We start from the raw sequence: 14,842 nt of genomic DNA, 5'->3' as shown, positions 1-14,842 counted from the left end.
ATTCCCGAAACAATTCATTCAGTGAATTTCTATTCAGTATTTCTTCGCTGCGATGTTTCAATCTTATTTCATTCAATTTCACTTTGCAAATCCGGTTATTTTCCCGGAATTCACTCGGTGGAATGAATCCGCCCAGCAAAAAAGCGAAGCATTTTCTTCAATCCACGCTTTGCGCGGCCAAGAATTGCTTCTTATTTGTTGGGGGTTTGTCACCACTCGGCGGTGGCGACTCAGAAAACAATACACGCCCCTCCGCGGGCGTGCAAATCGCCTGCGGAGGAGCGTGCAAGGTGTGTTTCTTTGGGCTAGGGAACCAGTACTTCGACTGTGGCCAGGTTCTTCTTGCCCCTGCGCAGGAGGAGGTACTGCCCATGCAGGAGTTCGGACTCCGGGATCACAGCTTCAGGGTCCAGCACCTTCTCGTTGTTCACATAGGCTCCGCCCTCACCAACCGTGCGCCGGGCAGCAGACTTGCTGTCCGAAAGACCGGAGGCAACCAGCAGATCAACGATCCCAAGCGCGTCCACCTGAACAGTGGTGGAGGGAAGCTCTGAGGTCGCCGCCTGCAGGGTCGACTTGTCCAGCGCTGACAGGTCACCGTTGCCGAACAGCGCCGCCGAAGCGGCGATGACCTTTTCGGTGGCCTCCACTCCGTGCACCAGCGACGTGACTTCGAAGGCAAGCTTCCGCTGGCCTTCACGGGCAAACGGTCGCTCGGCCACAGCCTTGGCGATGTCTTCGATCTCGGACCGGGTCAGGAAGGTGAACACTTTCAGCCTGTCCACAACATCGGCATCGGCGGTATTGAGCCAGAACTGGTAGAAGGCGTACGGGCTGCACATGCCGGCGTCGAGCCAGATGGCGTTGCCTTCACTCTTGCCGAACTTAGTACCGTCCGAGTTGGTGATCAACGGGGTTCCCAGGGCGTGGACGCTCTTGCCCTCCACCTTGCGGATCAGCTCGGTACCACTGGTGAGGTTGCCCCACTGGTCCGACCCGCCGGTCTGCAGCATGCAGCCGTAGTCCCGGTACAGCTGGAGGTAATCCATGCCCTGAAGGATCTGGTAGCTGAACTCGGTGTAGCTGATGCCCTCGTCGGAGTTCAGCCGCGAAGCCACGGCGTCCTTGCGCAGCATGGTGCCCACGCGGAAGTGCTTGCCTACTTCACGCAGGAAGTCGATGGCGCTCAGCGGCGCTGTCCAGTCCAGGTTGTTGACCATTCGTGCAGCGTTGCCGCCCTCGAAGCTGAGGAACCGGCTGACCTGCGCCTGCAGGTAGCCCACCCATTCGGCCACGGTGTCCTTGGTGTTCAAGGTGCGCTCGGCGGTGGGGCGGGGGTCGCCGATCAGGCCGGTGGAACCGCCCACGAGCCCGAGGGGCATGTGGCCGGCCAGCTGCAGCCGGCGCATCACGAGCAGCTGGACCAGGTTGCCCAGGTGGAGGCTCGGTGCGGTGGGATCGAAGCCGCAATAGTACGTGACCGGTGCACCGGCGAGGAGCTTTTCCAGCTCTGCTTCGTCGGTGGAGACGTGGACCAGGCCACGCCACTTCAGTTCCTGCCAGACGTTGGCAAAAGTGGGGTCGTTCTGTTGCGATTCGAGGCTGTTGATTTCCGGCACGCCTTCTAAGTTAGCAGTATTACCGGGCGCGGGCGCCGGACGAAGGCCCGGGCACCCGCGCCCCGAAACGGGACACCAGCCAGAAAGGGTCAGCGCTTGATGCCGGCCGGTACGGGCTCGGCAGCAATCAGCCGGAGCCGCTGGGTGGCGCGGGTCATGGCAACGTACAGGTCCCCCACCTTGCCATGCTCGTGGTTCAGCATCGTGGCGGGCTCCAGCACCACTACGCCGTCGAACTCCAGGCCTTTGGCTTCACGGGGGCTGATCACCACGATGTCCTGCTCGTAGCTGCCGGCACCGGTGCCGATCCGGCGGCCATACTCGGCGCGCAGGGCGGCGGTGGCCTCCGGCAAAAGGTGACCGTCGGCGATGACTGCCAGCAGGCCGCCGTCGAGCGCTCCCAGTTCTTCCGGCAGGACCTCCAGCAGGCGGCTGACCACCTGGCCCGGCTCCACCTCATCAATGACGGGCGACCAGCGCCCTTCCCGCACGGCCTTCGGCGCGGAAACCACAAGCCCCGCCGCGTTGGCCATCCGGACCGCTGCCTCGGCAATCTGGGACGGGGTGCGGTAGTTGACGGTCAGTTCTTCCAGCTGCCAGCGGTCCCCGAACATCGGGGCGAGCGCACCCTGCCAGGAATTCGCCCCGGCCACGGAACTCGTCTGCGCGATGTCCCCCACTATGGTGAAGGACTTCAGCGGGCAGCGGCGGACCAGCAGGCGCCACTGCATGGGCGAAAGTTCCTGCGCCTCATCCACCACAATGTGCCCGAAGGCCCACGTGCGGTCGCTCGTGGCACGCTCCGCTGCGGTCAGCCGCGCTTCCTGTTCCTGGTTCTGCTCTGCCAGTTCCTCGGCGGACATCAGCGGATCAACCCCGGCTGCCTCCATGTTGACCAGCGTCTGCTTGGCGTTGGCCAGATCCCGGGCGCGGTCATGCTCCTGCTGCGCCAGGCCCCGGCCGGCTGCGGGGTCCAACTCGCCCAGGAGCTCGGCGGCTTCGTCCAGCAGCGGGACATCGGACTCGGTCCAGGGCGCGTCAGCGGGCCGCAGCAGCAGGGCTCGCTCGGCCGGAGCCAGGTGCGGAGTGCAGAACTCCAGCACAGCCGGCTTGCTGAACAGCTCCGAGATCAGCTTCTCGGGCGTCATCGGCATCCAGCACAGGTTGAGGGCAATCCGCACATCACGGGCGGTACGGACGTCCTCGGCGAGGTAGGAGCGGTCCGCGTTGTTGCCGATGTTCCCGGCTTCCACCAGCTCGGTCATCTGCTCCGTCAGTTCGCGCAGCAGGATCTTGACGAACGTCACGCGGGCCTCGTTGTGCGGCTTACCAGTGGAACGGGCACGTTCACGGGCACGACGGACCTGGCGCGGGGTCAGCACCAGCCTGCGGCCGTCCACCTCCAGGATCCGGTTCTCCGCGGGAATACGCTGGCGGTTGGCCACGGCGTTGGCCACGATGGCAGCCATATCGAGGCGTCCCTTGATGGCGGCGACGTCGGCATCAGGTTCCGGAACGGCGTTGATGCCGGGCATCAGGCGGCCGACGCTGGCCATCACGACGCCGGTCTCGCCCAGCGAAGGCAGCACCCTTTCGATGTACTTCATAAACGACGACGACGGGCCCACCAGCAGCACGCCGGCGGACTTCAGTCGGTCCCGGTGGGTATACAGCAGGTAGGCGGCGCGGTGCAGCGCCACAGCGGTCTTGCCCGTGCCGGGTCCGCCCTGGACCACCACGGCACCGGAGATGGAGGACCGGATGATGCGGTCCTGTTCGGACTGGATGGTGCTGACGATGTCAGACATCCGGCCGGTGCGCTTGGAGTTCAAGGCCGCGAGCAGGGCGCCTTCGCCCTGAAGGGACTCGTCGTCCGTCAGCATGTCGGCGTCGAGGACATCATCCTCGATGGCTTTGACTTCGCGGCCCTGCAGGATCAGGTGGCGGCGGCGGCGGACGCCCTGCCGGTCGAAGGCTGTGGCCTGGTAGAAGTGGCCGGCTTCGGGCGCGCGCCAGTCCACCATGAGCCGCTGCAGGTCCTCGGTGGTGAGGCCGATGCGGCCGATGTACTGGGCTTCCCCGGAGTCCAGGTCCAGGCGGCCGAACACCAGCCGGTCATCCACCGCATCCAGCTGCGCCAGGCGGTCCTCATACAAAGCCGCGAAAGCATCACGCTCGGAAACGTTCTGCATGGTGCCCACGGCCCCTGCCCGCCGGACCTGCGCAAGCTGCTTGCGCTTTTCCTCGCGGAGCTCCTCCAGCCGGGCATACAGCCCGGCAACATAGTCCCGTTCGTGGGCCAAATCGGCGTCGAGCATTAACGTTCCCCTATCGCAAAAGACAGACCGTCCATTCTACAACCATTTCCGCTAACGCAAGTGTTGCCTGGCCGGCCTGGGCTTCGCTGCCTTGTACCTGGAAACCGTAGGATCGCCGCTGAGCCAGAACCGCCAGGCGTAATCCTCCGATCCACCGGCGCCGGAGACCCCAACCCGGGGCCCGGAGCTGACCTGCGTGGCCGGGCGGTCCGGAAGCGTGAGCCCGAACGGCGGCACCAGCGCGTCACGTCCGCTGTAGGCGGTGGTCAGGCCCAGGGCTTTGGCGAGGCGGGCCGGGCCGCTGGCCAGGTCGGCAGGATTTTTCGAGGTGGGACGGCGGTGCCGGGCCAGCTCGGCACCCTCCACGATCTCCCCGGCACGCAGCAGCAGGGCGGAGGCCACCCCCTCCGGACCACACACGATGTTCGTGCAGTGATGCATCCCGTAGGTGAAGTAGACGTACAAGTGCCCCGCCGGACCGAACATGGGGGCATTGCGCGGAGTGGGGCCCCGGTAGGTGTGTGAACCGGGATCGGGATGAAGGGAATCCTCCGGACCCAGGTAGGCCTCCACCTCGGTGAGGCGGACGGACACCCGCCCTTCCCTCGAATCGTGGCTCAGGACAGCCCCCAGCAGCAGCGGGCCCAGCTCGCGGGCATCTCCGGACAGGAATTCCCGCAACGGTTCCCGGTCCGGCGAGGGGCTTCTGCTCATGGCCAGACTCTATCCAAAACCAGCAGCAATACCCTGCACAAAGCAGAAAAAACGCCACCACGGCCATGTCCGATTTCCGCTAGCCCCTACCGTGCGCGGCTGGCAGGATGGAGGAATGGATTTCTGGCAGCGCTACCGGGCAATAGACGCCCGGGACACCCGGTTCGACGGGCAGTTCTTCACTGCCGTCCGGACCACGGGCATCTATTGCCGCCCGTCATGCCCGGCCAGGACGCCCAAGGCCGCGAACGTCACCTTTTACGAAACGTCCGCCGCAGCGCACGACGCCGGCTACCGGGCCTGCAAGCGCTGCCTCCCCGAGGCGGTTCCCGGCACCCCGGCCTGGAACGTCCGGCAGGACATTGCCGGGCGGGCCATGCGCCTGATCAACGACGGAGTGGTCAACAGGGACGGCGTGGACGGCCTGGCCGCCCGCCTTGGCTATTCCTCGCGGCAGCTGAACCGCATCCTCAGCCAGGAACTTGGCGCCGGTCCACTGTCGCTGGCTCGGGCCGGGCGTGCCCAGACGGCCCGGACCCTGCTGGTGTCCACGTCCATGAAGCTGGCTGACGTCGCCTTCGCGGCCGGCTTCAGCAGTGTCCGGCAGTTCAACGAGACCATGGTGGAGGTCTTCGACATGACGCCCACCGCCCTCCGCGCCGCACGGCACCCAAAAGTTCCCGCGGGATCCACCGCCCTGACCCTCAGCCTCCCCTACCGCGAGCCCTTCGATTCCGGCATCTTCACGTTCCTGGCCGTGCGCGCCATCCCCGGAATCGAAGCAGGATCAGCAACGTCCTACGCGCGTACCCTGCGGCTGCCGCAGGGCGACGCACGTTTTCGGATTGAGTACGACGGCGGCGCCCAAGGACGGCCGCTTACCCTCACCGTCGGCGCAGTGGACCTTCGCGACCTGCCGGCATTGCTGAGCCGCGTCCGCAGGCTGTTCGACCTGGATGCCGATCCGGTGGCCATCGACGGCGCGCTGGCAGCGGACAGTCGACTCTCAGCCTCGGTGGCTGCCGCTCCCGGCGTCAGGATGCCCGGGGCCCTGGACCCCGGCGAGATGCTGGTCCGGGCGATGGTCGGACAGCAGATCACCGTGGCTGCGGCGCGGACGGCACTCACGCAACTGGCCGCCGTCGGGCGTTCCAGCCAAAGCCCCGGCGAAGGCCTGGAGCGGATGTTTCCCACGGCGGCCGACATTGCCGCTGACGGCTACGCCCTCCTTCGCGGACCCAGGAAACGTGCGGAGGCCCTGCGTGCGGCAGCCTCCGCACTCGCTGAGGGCAGGCTGGATTTCGGCTACGGTGATGACCTGGCCAGCCTCGGCGCGAAGCTGCTGCCGCTGGCGGGGGTGGGACCATGGACGGTGGGCTACCTCGCCATGCGGGTCCTCGGCGCCCCGGATGTCTTCCTGGCCAACGACGCGGCGGTGCGGAACGGGATGAGGGCGCTCGACCGGCCAGGGCATGCGGAGCCTGGTGGCGGAATTGGTGCCGGCACCGCCAGCCCGGACTTCCGCGAGGTCAGCCCCTGGCGCTCGTACGCCACCATGCATTTGTGGCGGGCAGCAGCCCAGGCCGCAGCCGCCTCCCGTCCGGGCGGCACAACGAAGCTTGCCGGTGCAGGCACCGGAACAGCAGAGAAAGCGAAACGATGAAGGCCCAGTTGCTTCAGATGTCCACTCCGGACGGCCCGTTCACCATCCTCGCCCGGGACGGGCAGGTCCTTTCGAGCGGGTGGACCGACAAGCCCGGCGACTTGACCGGGCAAATTCATCCGTCGCTGCGGCCGGCCGCCGTTGAGCTGGTCACTGACCTTGGCAGCGTCTCTGCAGCCGTGGAGGCGTTCTATGCGGGGGATCCGGGACCGGCGATGCGTGTGCCCGTGCTCCAGATGTCGGGGCCCTTCCGTACGCACGCCTGGGACGTGCTGCGGCTGGTCCGGCCGGGATCCCCTGTCACGTATACCGAGTACGCCGGGCTGGCGGGCAATCCCAAAGCTGTGCGGGCCGCCGCCAGCGCCTGCGCCTTCAATGCTGCAGCCCTGTTTGTGCCCTGCCACCGCGTTATCCGGACGGACGGCTCGCTGGGCGGCTTCCGCTGGGGACTGCCCATCAAGGAGAGCCTGCTGGCACGCGAGGCCGCCTGAGCACGCTGCTGCCATCTCTCGCAAGGTGCCGGGGGCGGACCGTTACTTGGGGGCAGGCGTTCCGGCCGGCCAGGGCAGGAGGGCCGGCAGATCAACACCATCCGCCGCGGCGGAGGCGCGCAGGCTGCCAAGGGTAGGTTCGCGGCCGGCGAGCCAGGCCGCGATATCCGTGATCATTCCGCTGACCACTGTGGACCGGTTCCCCCCGCCGATGCTCACTGGCGGAAGGCCGAGGGGCTGCAGCACGAGTTTGTCCTCCGCCGGTACGCGGGCTGCGAGGAAATCGAACAGGTGCTCGCAGAACGGCCGGCTCCAGGTTTCCGGTCCCCTGCCCGTCAGCAGGTCCGCGGCATGGATGACGAGTTCCCGCCACAGGGCGAGCCCACCATCCAGGACCACTCCCCCTCGATAACTGATGGGTGCCCACCAGCCGGTGCCGTTGGCCGAAGAATCCTTGACGCCGGGCAGTACATCGAAAGCCCGCAGCACCCGGTCCAGGGCTGCCTTCAGGTCTGTGAGGTGGGTGGCGGCGTCGTGCCCGGCAGTCATGTCGATGGCCCTGTTCCGGCCTTGCATGCCTCCGTCGTACAGCTCAATGGTCTCGCCGCGGGCCGCGTACTCGAGCTGCCTGGCCATGGCGTTGGAGATTCCGGTCAGGTGGGCCAGCACGTGGCCCCGCGTCCAGCCGGGCAGCGCGGAGGGAGCCGTCACGTCCTCATCGCCGAGCTTGGCAACATCGGAGGCAACGTCGTCGGCGGCTTTATGGATTCCGGCAAGCAGGACGTCAGGTGCGGGAGCTGTCATGGCGCTCATACTAGCCGGGAATAACGCCATCGGGGCCGAAGCGGTGGCGGATGTGGGGGCCGTCGAGGCTTGCCTGCCAAAACTCGATTTCGGCGGGTTGGACGGCGTAGAGCTGCCAGTTGGGGTTATCGCTGCCGTCGGAGCGCGGGCGCTCGTCCCAGTCGCGGGCTGAAGCCTCGGCGGAAAGCTCCACCACGGGCCCCGCTACCCTGACCTGCCGCCCCAGCGACGGCCAGTAGAAGTTCAGGGCCGCACGAGGGTTGCCGCCGAGTTCCCTGCCCTTGCGTGAGGTGCGGGACGTGGCGAAGTGCCAGCCGTCGTCGTCGATGTTCTTCAGGATCAGCATCCGCGAGGACGGCTGGCCCTGGCCGTCCACGGTGGCGAGGCTGCAGGCGTGCGGCTGGCGCTCCCCCGCGGCCTGTGCCTCGTCCAGCCATTGCCTGAACAGTTCCGCGGGATCTGCCGGGGCGGTATCCGGGTCAAAGCCTGGCAGGGAGTCCGGGAAGTCGGGAAGGGCCCGGAGTTGCCTGCGGAAGGAGTCGCTCATGGCTCCACCCTAGCGGCGGGTCCGCGCCCCACTAACCCGCAACGCTCTCTCAGATAACGCGCGAATTTCGGAATCGCTCTCTCACTTTCCTAAGGAAAGCGAGAGAGCGTTGGCCAAAAAGGGGCATCAACTGAGAGAGCGTTGGGCTGTTACTTTGCGTACTCCCGCACGCCGGCGAGCTCGGCTTCCAGCGCAACCAGCTGGCGTTCGACGGCGGCCGGTGCCGTTCCGCCCTGGGAGTTGCGGCTGTTGAGCGAGCCCTCCGTGGACAGGACTGTGCGGACCTCCGGCGTGAGGTGCTCCGAGATGGCGGCATACTCCTCATCCGTCAGGTCCCACAGCTCCACGCCGCGGGATTCCGCCTGCTTGACGGCCGCGCCGGACAGCTCATGCGCCTCGCGGAACGGAACGCCCTGACGGACCAGCCATTCGGCGATGTCCGTAGCCAGCGCAAAGCCCTGGGGTGCCAGCGACTCCATCCGTTCGGTGTTGAACGTCAGGGTGGCGATCATGCCGGAGACGGCCGGAAGCAGGAGCTCGAGGGTGTCGGCAGCATCGAACACCGGCTCCTTGTCCTCCTGCAGGTCGCGGTTGTACGCCAGCGGCAGTCCCTTGAGCGTGGCCAGGAGCCCGGTCAGGTTGCCAATCAGGCGCCCTGCCTTGCCCCGGGCCAGCTCCGCCACATCCGGATTCTTCTTCTGCGGCATGATGGACGATCCCGTGGAGTAGGAATCGTGCAGCGTCACGAAGGAGAACTCCTTGGTGGCCCAGAGGATGACTTCCTCGGAGATCCGTGAAAGGTCCACGCCGATCATCGAACACACCCAGGCGAACTCGGCGAAGACATCCCGGGATGCGGTGCCGTCGATCGAGTTGTGGGCCGCCGAGAAGAAACCCAGGTCCGCGGCCACCGCTTCCGGGTCCAGTCCCAGGGAGGAGCCCGCCAGGGCACCCGAACCGTAGGGCGAGATGCCGGCGCGCTTGTCCCAGTCCTGAAGGCGCTGCACATCGCGCAGCAACGCCCAGGCATGGGCCAGGAGATGGTGGCTGAGCAATACCGGCTGGGCGTGCTGCAGGTGGGTCCGGCCCGGCATGGCCACGCCGTGGTGCACCTTGGCCTGCTCCACCAGCGCATCCACCGTGGCCAGCACGCCTCGGGCGATGATCCGGGCATGGTCGCGCAGGAACATCCGGCCCAACGTGGCCACCTGGTCGTTGCGCGACCGGCCGGCGCGGAGCTTGCCGCCCAGCTGCGTTCCGGCACGCTCGATCAGGCCGCGCTCCAGCGAACCGTGCACGTCCTCATCGGACTCCGCCGGCACATACGCGCCCGAGGCTACGTCCTCATCCAGCCGGGTGAGGGCCGTAAGCATACCCTCCAGCTCGGCGGCGTCCAGCAGGCCGGCCTTGTGCAGCACACGGGCGTGCGCCTTGGAACCGGCGATGTCGTAGCGCGCCAGCCGCCAGTCGAAGTGTGTGGACTTGCTCAGCGCCGCCAGGGCATCGGCGGGGCCGCCGGCGAACCGGCCGCCCCACAGCGCGCCCGTGTTCGTCCCCGAGCGCACCCCAACCTCGCTGCGCTCGGCCGGGGACCCCTGCGCCCGTGGGCCCATCTCAGCTTTTTGCTCAACCACCGGTTTTTACTTTCCTTCGACGCGGATGTCGCGGCCGGAGGCAACCTTGGCGGACATGCCCCACAGCTCGATGAAGCCGCGGGCCATGGACTGGTCGAAGGTGTCGCCGGTGTCGTAGGTGGCGAGGTCGAAGTCGTAGAGCGAGGTGTCCGAGCGGCGGCCGTTGACGATGGCCTGGCCGCCGTGGAGCACCATGCGGATGTCACCGGAGACGTACTTCTGGGTGTCCTCGATGAAGGCGTCCAGGGAGCGCTTGAGGGGGGAGAACCACTGGCCGTCGTACACCAGCTCGGCCCAGCGCTGGCCAACGGTGGCCTTGAAGCGGGCCTGCTCGCGCTCGATGGTGATGTCCTCGAGGTGCTTGTGGGCGGTGATCAGCGCCATGGCACCGGGTGCTTCGTAGATTTCGCGGGACTTGATGCCCACCAGGCGGTCCTCGACGACGTCGATCCGGCCCACGCCCTGGGCGCCGGCGCGGCGGTTGAGTTCCTTGATGGCCTGCAGCGGGGTGACCTTGACGCCGTCGATCGCTACCGGGATGCCGGCCTGGAAGGAGATGGTGACTTCGTCCGGTGCCGGCGGGAACTCCGGGGTGGCGGTGTAGTCGTAGATGTCCTTCGTGGGGGCGTTCCAGATGTCCTCGAGGTAGCCGGTTTCCACGGCGCGGCCCCAGACGTTCTGGTCGATGGAGTACGGGTTCTTCTTGGTGGTCTCGATGGGCAGGCCCTTTTCCTCGGCGAAGGCGATGGCCTTGTCGCGGGTGAGGGCGAGGTCGCGGACGGGGGCGATGCACTTCAGGTCCGGGCCGAGGGTCTGGATGCCCACTTCGAAGCGGACCTGGTCGTTGCCCTTGCCGGTGCAGCCGTGGGCAACGGTGGTGGCGCCGAACTCGCGGGCGGCCTTGACCAGGTGCTTGACGATGACCGGGCGGGAGATGGCCGACACCAGCGGGTAGTGGCCCTGGTAGAGGGCGTTGGCCTTCAGGGTGGGCATCGCGTATTCGTTGGCGAACTCGTCGGAGGCGTCGGCCACGTAGGCTTCGACGGCGCCGCAGCCCAGGGCGCGCTGGCGGATGGTCTCGAGGGACTCGCCGCCCTGTCCGACGTCGACCGCTACGGCGATGACCTCGGCGCCGGTGGCTTCGCCGATCCAGCCGATGGCTACTGAGGTGTCCAGGCCGCCCGAGTAGGCGAGCACAATGCGTTCAGTCACTTCAAATGCTCCTTGTGATTGGGGTTCGTAGATGTTGTCTTCAAGCTTATTGCCCGGCTTCTTCGGCCAGTTGCAGGAACCTGGCGGCGAGGTCCTGGCCGCCGTTCGGGTCCCGGGACACCAGCAGTACGGTGTCGTCCCCGGCGATGGTGCCCAGGATGGACGGCATCACCGAATGGTCAATGGCCAGGGCCAGGAAATTAGCGGCGCCCGGCGGGGTGCGGAGCACGGCGATGTTGGCCGATGCTTCGGCGGTGACCAGGAGTTCGCTGCACAGCCTGGCCAGCCGGGCATCCAGGATTTCCTGGCTCACGCCGCTTTTCGCCGCCCGCTCGCCGCCCTCGCCTGGGACTGCATAGACCAGCACACCCTCTTTCCCGCGGACGCGGACAGCCCCGAGTTCCACCAGGTCCCGGGACAGGGTGGCCTGGGTGACCTGCACGCCGTCGTCCGCGAGCAGGGCCGCCAACTCCGCCTGGGAACGCACCGATTCACCCGTCAGGATGGCGGTGATGCGGGCCTGGCGGGCGGTTTTGGTGGCCGGGCTGGAGCCCGGCGACGCCGGTTGGGCGGACACTAGAACGTGCTCTCCCCGGTGCCTTCTACGGGCGAAAGTCCGTCAACGAAGGCGAGGCCGGACCGGTGCATGAGCCAGGCCATCAGCGCCTTCTGGGCGTGGAGCCGGTTTTCGGCCTCATCCCACACGATGGACTGCGGACCGTCAATGACGCCGGCTGAGATTTCGTAACCTCGGTAGGCGGGCAGGCAGTGCAGCACGACGGCGTCTTCCGCAGCGTGTGCCATGGCCGCCTCGTCGACGGAGAACTCCCGGAACAGCTGCAGCCGGGCTTCCTTCTCAGCTTCCTGGCCCATGGATACCCATGTGTCGGTTGCGACGACGTCGGCACCCTTCAGCGCCTCCACGGCGTCACTGGTGATCAGCACAGAACCGCCGGTCTGGGCCGCGCGTTCCTCCGCTGCGGCCACGATATCTGCGGCGGGCAGGTAGCCCTCGGGCCCGGCGATGCGGACGTGCATGCCCGCCGTGACGCCGGCCAGCAGGTAGGAGTTGGCCATGTTGTTGGCCGCGTCCCCCAGGTAGCTCATGGTGAGGCCCTTGAGCTCGCCCTTGTGCTCCTTCACGGCCAGCAGGTCCGCGAGCAGCTGGCAGGGGTGGTAGTCATCGCACAGGGCGTTGATGACCGGCACCTTGGAGTTGTCCGCCATCGCCACCAGGCCGGCGTGCGCGCCGGTCCGCCACACGATGGTGGAGACCATCCGTTCCAGGACTTTCGCTGTGTCCTCCACGGATTCCTTGTGGCCGATCTGCGCCTCGCCCGGGTTGATGATCAGGGCATTGCCGCCCATGTCGGCGATACCCGTGGCGAACGAGACCCGGGTGCGGGTGGAGGTCTTGTCGAAAATCACGGCAACGGTCTTGCGGCCGCTGCCCCCTGCGGCGAAGGGCTGGACGCTGTACGGATCTGCCTTCATGCGGGCGGCGAGTTCCAGGACCTCAGCCTGTTCGGCCGGGCTGAGATCCGTGTCCTTGAGGAAGTGCCGGGTAGTGCCGGTGGCTGTTGTCACTGGGCGTCCTTAGCTGTCTGGAGGATGACCGGGAAGGCTGCGAGGAATGAGTCTGCCTGTGCTGTGGTGAGGACCAGCGGTGGAGCCAGGCGGATGGTTCGGGGCCCGGGGGCGTTGACGATGAAGCCGGCGTCAAGACCTGCCTGCACTACTGCCGGCGCCACGTCCGCGTCCAGGTCGAAGCCGATCAGCAGGCCCTCGCCCCGGACTTCCGTAACGCCCGGAATGGCTGCGAGCGCGGCGCGCAGGTGTTCCCCCACGGCAGCTACGTTGGCCAGGACATCCTGGCTTTCGATGGCGTGCAGGGTGGCCAGGGCAGCCGCCGTGGCCACGGGGTTTCCGCCGAACGTGGTGCCGTGCTGTCCTGCGCTCAACAACGACGACGTCGCGTCACCAAAGGTGATCAGCGCACCGATCGGGAAGCCGCCGCCTAGGCCCTTTGCCAGGGTGACTGCATCCGGAACGATGCCCGCATCTTCGCTGGCGAGCCATTTGCCGGTCCGTCCGATGCCGGTCTGCACCTCGTCGAGGATCAGCAGGGCGCCGGCTTTGGTGGTGAGTTCCCGTGCTGCGCGCAAGTAGCCGGCAGGGAGGGGACGGACCCCTGCTTCACCCTGAATGGGCTCGAGGAAGACTGCTGCCACGGTTTCGTCCACTGCGGCTTCGAGGGCTTCGATGTCGCCGAACGGGATGTGCACCACGCCGCCGGGCAGGGGCTCGAACGGGGCGCGGTAGGCTTCCTTGGCTGTCAGCGCCAGCGCACCCATGGTCCGGCCGTGGAAGGCACCTTCAAGCGCGATGATTTTGGTCCGTGGCCCTGTGCCGGCAGGATCACCATTGCGCCGGGCGAGCTTGAAGGCAGCCTCATTGGCCTCCGTGCCGGAGTTGGTGAAGAACACCTTGGAACCGGCCGGGGCATGGGTGAGGGCCAGGAGCTTTTCGGCCAGCGCAATCTGGGTGGGGCTGGTGAAGAAGTTGGACACGTGGCCCAGTGTTGCAAGCTGGCTGGAGATGACCGACGTGACGAACGGGTTGGCATGGCCCAGCGCGTTGACGGCGATGCCGCCCAGCAGGTCCAGGTATTCCTTCCCGTCAGCATCCCAGACAAGGCAGCCGGCACCGCGGACCAGGACGCGCTGCGGAGTGCCGAACACGCCCATCAAGGACGTGGAGTAGCGGGCCAGCCATTCGGAGCCGGCGTGGCCCGTGGTCTCCACCAGTTCTGTCACCGGGCTCCGGTGATCGAGCTTGTCGAGATTCTCCGTGCTGTTCATGCGTTGATCTCCTCGTCCGGGACTACCTGGGTGCCGATGCCCGCCGTCGTAAATGTTTCAAGAAGCATGGAGTGGGGCAGGCGCCCGTCCACAATATGCGCGCGTTCCACACCCTCATCAATGGCCTTGAGGCAGGCCGCCATCTTGGGGATCATGCCCGATTCGAGCCTCGGCAGCATGTCCCGAAGCTCCGAGGCGGTCAGCGAGGAGATCAGCGAGGACTTGTCCGGCCAGTTGGCATACAGGCCCTCGACGTCAGTCAGGATGACCAGCTTGGAGGCGCCCAGCGCCGAGGCGACGGCTGCCGCCGCGGTGTCCGCATTGACGTTGAGGACCTGGCCGGTGGGCTGGAAGCGCGCCGTGCCGGGCACGCCGTCTCCGCCGTCCACAATCTCGGGGGCAACCGTCGAGATTACCGGGATCCGGCCGGCCTCGAGGATGTCCACGATGCCGGCGGGGTCGACTCCCACCACCTCGCCGACCAGCCCGAGGTCCACTTCTTCGCCGTCCACCACGGTTCCCGTCCGGACTGCGCGCAGCAGGCCGCCGTCTTCCCCGGACATGCCCACAGCATAGGGGCCGTGGGAATTGATCAGTCCCACCAGTTCGCGTCCCACCTGGCCGGTGAGGACCATCCGGACCACATCCATGGCTTCAGGGGTGGTGACGCGGAGGCCGCCCTTGAATTCGGACTCGATGCCGAGCCGGCCGAGCATGGAGTTGATCTGTGGGCCGCCGCCGTGGACTACCACCGGATGGATGCCTACGTGATGGAGGAACACGATGTCCTCGGCGAAGGCGCGGCGGAGATCGTCGTTGACCATGGCGTTGCCGCCGTACTTGATCACCATGATGGTGCCGGCGAACCGCTGGATCCAGGGCAGGGCCTCAATCAGGGTTCCGGCCTTGTCCTGGGCATCGGACATGCTGGTGGTTTCACGCGTCTGGGTGTTCATGCTGTCACTTTCCGCAACGGTTC

13 protein-coding genes are annotated in these 14,842 nt (G+C 66.8%); 2 read left to right on the top strand and 11 right to left on the bottom strand.

Annotation, left to right across the window (positions count from 1 at the left end):
- Positions 1-305 precede the first annotated feature (305 nt).
- The 3 genes from tyrS to QFZ36_RS20545 form a co-directional block, all read right to left on the bottom strand.
- Positions 306-1,619, bottom strand: coding sequence for a tyrosine--tRNA ligase (gene tyrS / locus QFZ36_RS20555; RefSeq protein WP_306639029.1), 1,314 nt, complete (start codon positions 1,617-1,619; stop codon positions 306-308).
- Positions 1,620-1,708: 89 nt separating this feature from the next.
- Positions 1,709-3,937 carry a HelD family protein gene (locus tag QFZ36_RS20550; RefSeq protein ID WP_306639027.1) on the bottom strand — a complete coding sequence of 743 codons (2,229 nt, stop codon included), beginning with the start codon at positions 3,935-3,937 and terminating at the stop codon, positions 1,709-1,711.
- 51 nt (positions 3,938-3,988) lie between these two features.
- The gene (locus QFZ36_RS20545) at positions 3,989-4,651 is read right to left on the bottom strand and encodes a DNA-3-methyladenine glycosylase (RefSeq protein ID WP_306639025.1); all 663 of its coding nucleotides are present in this window, start codon (positions 4,649-4,651) and stop codon (positions 3,989-3,991) included.
- 115 nt (positions 4,652-4,766) lie between these two features.
- Between QFZ36_RS20545 and QFZ36_RS20540 the strand changes: the two genes are divergently transcribed.
- Together QFZ36_RS20540 and QFZ36_RS20535 are read left to right on the top strand one after the other, a co-directional pair.
- A complete protein-coding gene (locus QFZ36_RS20540) occupies positions 4,767-6,314 on the top strand; it encodes a DNA-3-methyladenine glycosylase 2 family protein (RefSeq protein WP_306639024.1) in 1,548 nt (515 codons plus the stop codon).
- Positions 6,311-6,805, top strand: coding sequence for a methylated-DNA--[protein]-cysteine S-methyltransferase (locus QFZ36_RS20535; protein ID WP_306639022.1), 495 nt, complete (start codon positions 6,311-6,313; stop codon positions 6,803-6,805). The genes QFZ36_RS20540 and QFZ36_RS20535 overlap by 4 nt, the downstream gene beginning before the upstream one ends.
- Positions 6,806-6,847: 42 nt before the next feature.
- On the opposite strand, the gene QFZ36_RS20530 is transcribed toward QFZ36_RS20535, so the two are convergent.
- The 8 genes from QFZ36_RS20530 to argB all read right to left on the bottom strand — a co-directional run bounded on the left by QFZ36_RS20530 (position 6,848) and on the right by argB (position 14,819).
- Positions 6,848-7,609, bottom strand: coding sequence for a maleylpyruvate isomerase family mycothiol-dependent enzyme (locus tag QFZ36_RS20530; RefSeq protein ID WP_306639020.1), 762 nt, complete (start codon positions 7,607-7,609; stop codon positions 6,848-6,850).
- A 10-nt stretch (positions 7,610-7,619) separates the two neighbouring features.
- Positions 7,620-8,156, bottom strand: a complete 537-nt coding sequence (locus tag QFZ36_RS20525; RefSeq protein ID WP_306639019.1) for a pyridoxine/pyridoxamine 5'-phosphate oxidase — start codon at positions 8,154-8,156, stop codon at positions 7,620-7,622.
- A 149-nt stretch (positions 8,157-8,305) separates the two neighbouring features.
- Entirely contained in the window at positions 8,306-9,769 is a 1,464-nt protein-coding gene (argH, locus tag QFZ36_RS20520) for an argininosuccinate lyase (protein ID WP_306639295.1), read from the bottom strand.
- Between the two features lie 27 nt (positions 9,770-9,796).
- Positions 9,797-11,002 (bottom strand): argininosuccinate synthase, encoded by a 1,206-nt coding sequence (locus QFZ36_RS20515; protein WP_306639017.1) that lies wholly within the window; start codon positions 11,000-11,002, stop codon positions 9,797-9,799.
- A gap of 46 nt (positions 11,003-11,048) precedes the next feature.
- Positions 11,049-11,579, bottom strand: a complete 531-nt coding sequence (locus QFZ36_RS20510; protein WP_306639016.1) for an arginine repressor — start codon at positions 11,577-11,579, stop codon at positions 11,049-11,051.
- On the bottom strand, positions 11,579-12,589 hold the full coding sequence (gene argF / locus QFZ36_RS20505) for an ornithine carbamoyltransferase (protein WP_306639014.1): 1,011 nt from the start codon (positions 12,587-12,589) through the stop codon (positions 11,579-11,581). The genes QFZ36_RS20510 and argF overlap by 1 nt, the downstream gene beginning before the upstream one ends.
- Positions 12,586-13,863: an acetylornithine transaminase gene (locus QFZ36_RS20500; RefSeq protein ID WP_306639012.1), complete on the bottom strand. Its 1,278-nt coding sequence runs from the start codon at positions 13,861-13,863 to the stop codon at positions 12,586-12,588. The genes argF and QFZ36_RS20500 overlap by 4 nt, the downstream gene beginning before the upstream one ends.
- Entirely contained in the window at positions 13,860-14,819 is a 960-nt protein-coding gene (gene argB, locus QFZ36_RS20495; protein WP_306639011.1) for an acetylglutamate kinase, read from the bottom strand. Before argB ends, QFZ36_RS20500 begins: the two co-directional genes overlap by 4 nt.
- Between the last annotated feature and the right edge of the window lie 23 nt (positions 14,820-14,842).

The organism is Pseudarthrobacter siccitolerans, assembly GCF_030823375.1.
Classification (GTDB): domain Bacteria; phylum Actinomycetota; class Actinomycetes; order Actinomycetales; family Micrococcaceae; genus Arthrobacter; species Arthrobacter siccitolerans_A.
Note: the sequence above shows the minus strand (reverse complement) of the source record. Positions and strands in the feature narration are given on the sequence as shown.

Excerpts from the sequence above, each read along its gene's own strand:
- argH (WP_306639295.1), bottom strand. The coding sequence starts at position 9,769 with ATGGGCCCACGGGCGCAGGGGTCCCCGGCCGAGCGCAGCGAGGTTGGG.
- QFZ36_RS20545 (WP_306639025.1), bottom strand. The coding sequence starts at position 4,651 with ATGAGCAGAAGCCCCTCGCCGGACCGGGAACCGTTGCGGGAATTCCTG.
- QFZ36_RS20525 (WP_306639019.1), bottom strand. The coding sequence starts at position 8,156 with ATGAGCGACTCCTTCCGCAGGCAACTCCGGGCCCTTCCCGACTTCCCG.
- QFZ36_RS20540 (WP_306639024.1), top strand. The coding sequence starts at position 4,767 with ATGGATTTCTGGCAGCGCTACCGGGCAATAGACGCCCGGGACACCCGG.
- QFZ36_RS20530 (WP_306639020.1), bottom strand. The coding sequence starts at position 7,609 with ATGACAGCTCCCGCACCTGACGTCCTGCTTGCCGGAATCCATAAAGCC.
- QFZ36_RS20535 (WP_306639022.1), top strand. The coding sequence starts at position 6,311 with ATGAAGGCCCAGTTGCTTCAGATGTCCACTCCGGACGGCCCGTTCACC.
- QFZ36_RS20550 (WP_306639027.1), bottom strand. The coding sequence starts at position 3,937 with ATGCTCGACGCCGATTTGGCCCACGAACGGGACTATGTTGCCGGGCTG.
- argB (WP_306639011.1), bottom strand. The coding sequence starts at position 14,819 with ATGAACACCCAGACGCGTGAAACCACCAGCATGTCCGATGCCCAGGAC.
- QFZ36_RS20500 (WP_306639012.1), bottom strand. The coding sequence starts at position 13,863 with ATGAACAGCACGGAGAATCTCGACAAGCTCGATCACCGGAGCCCGGTG.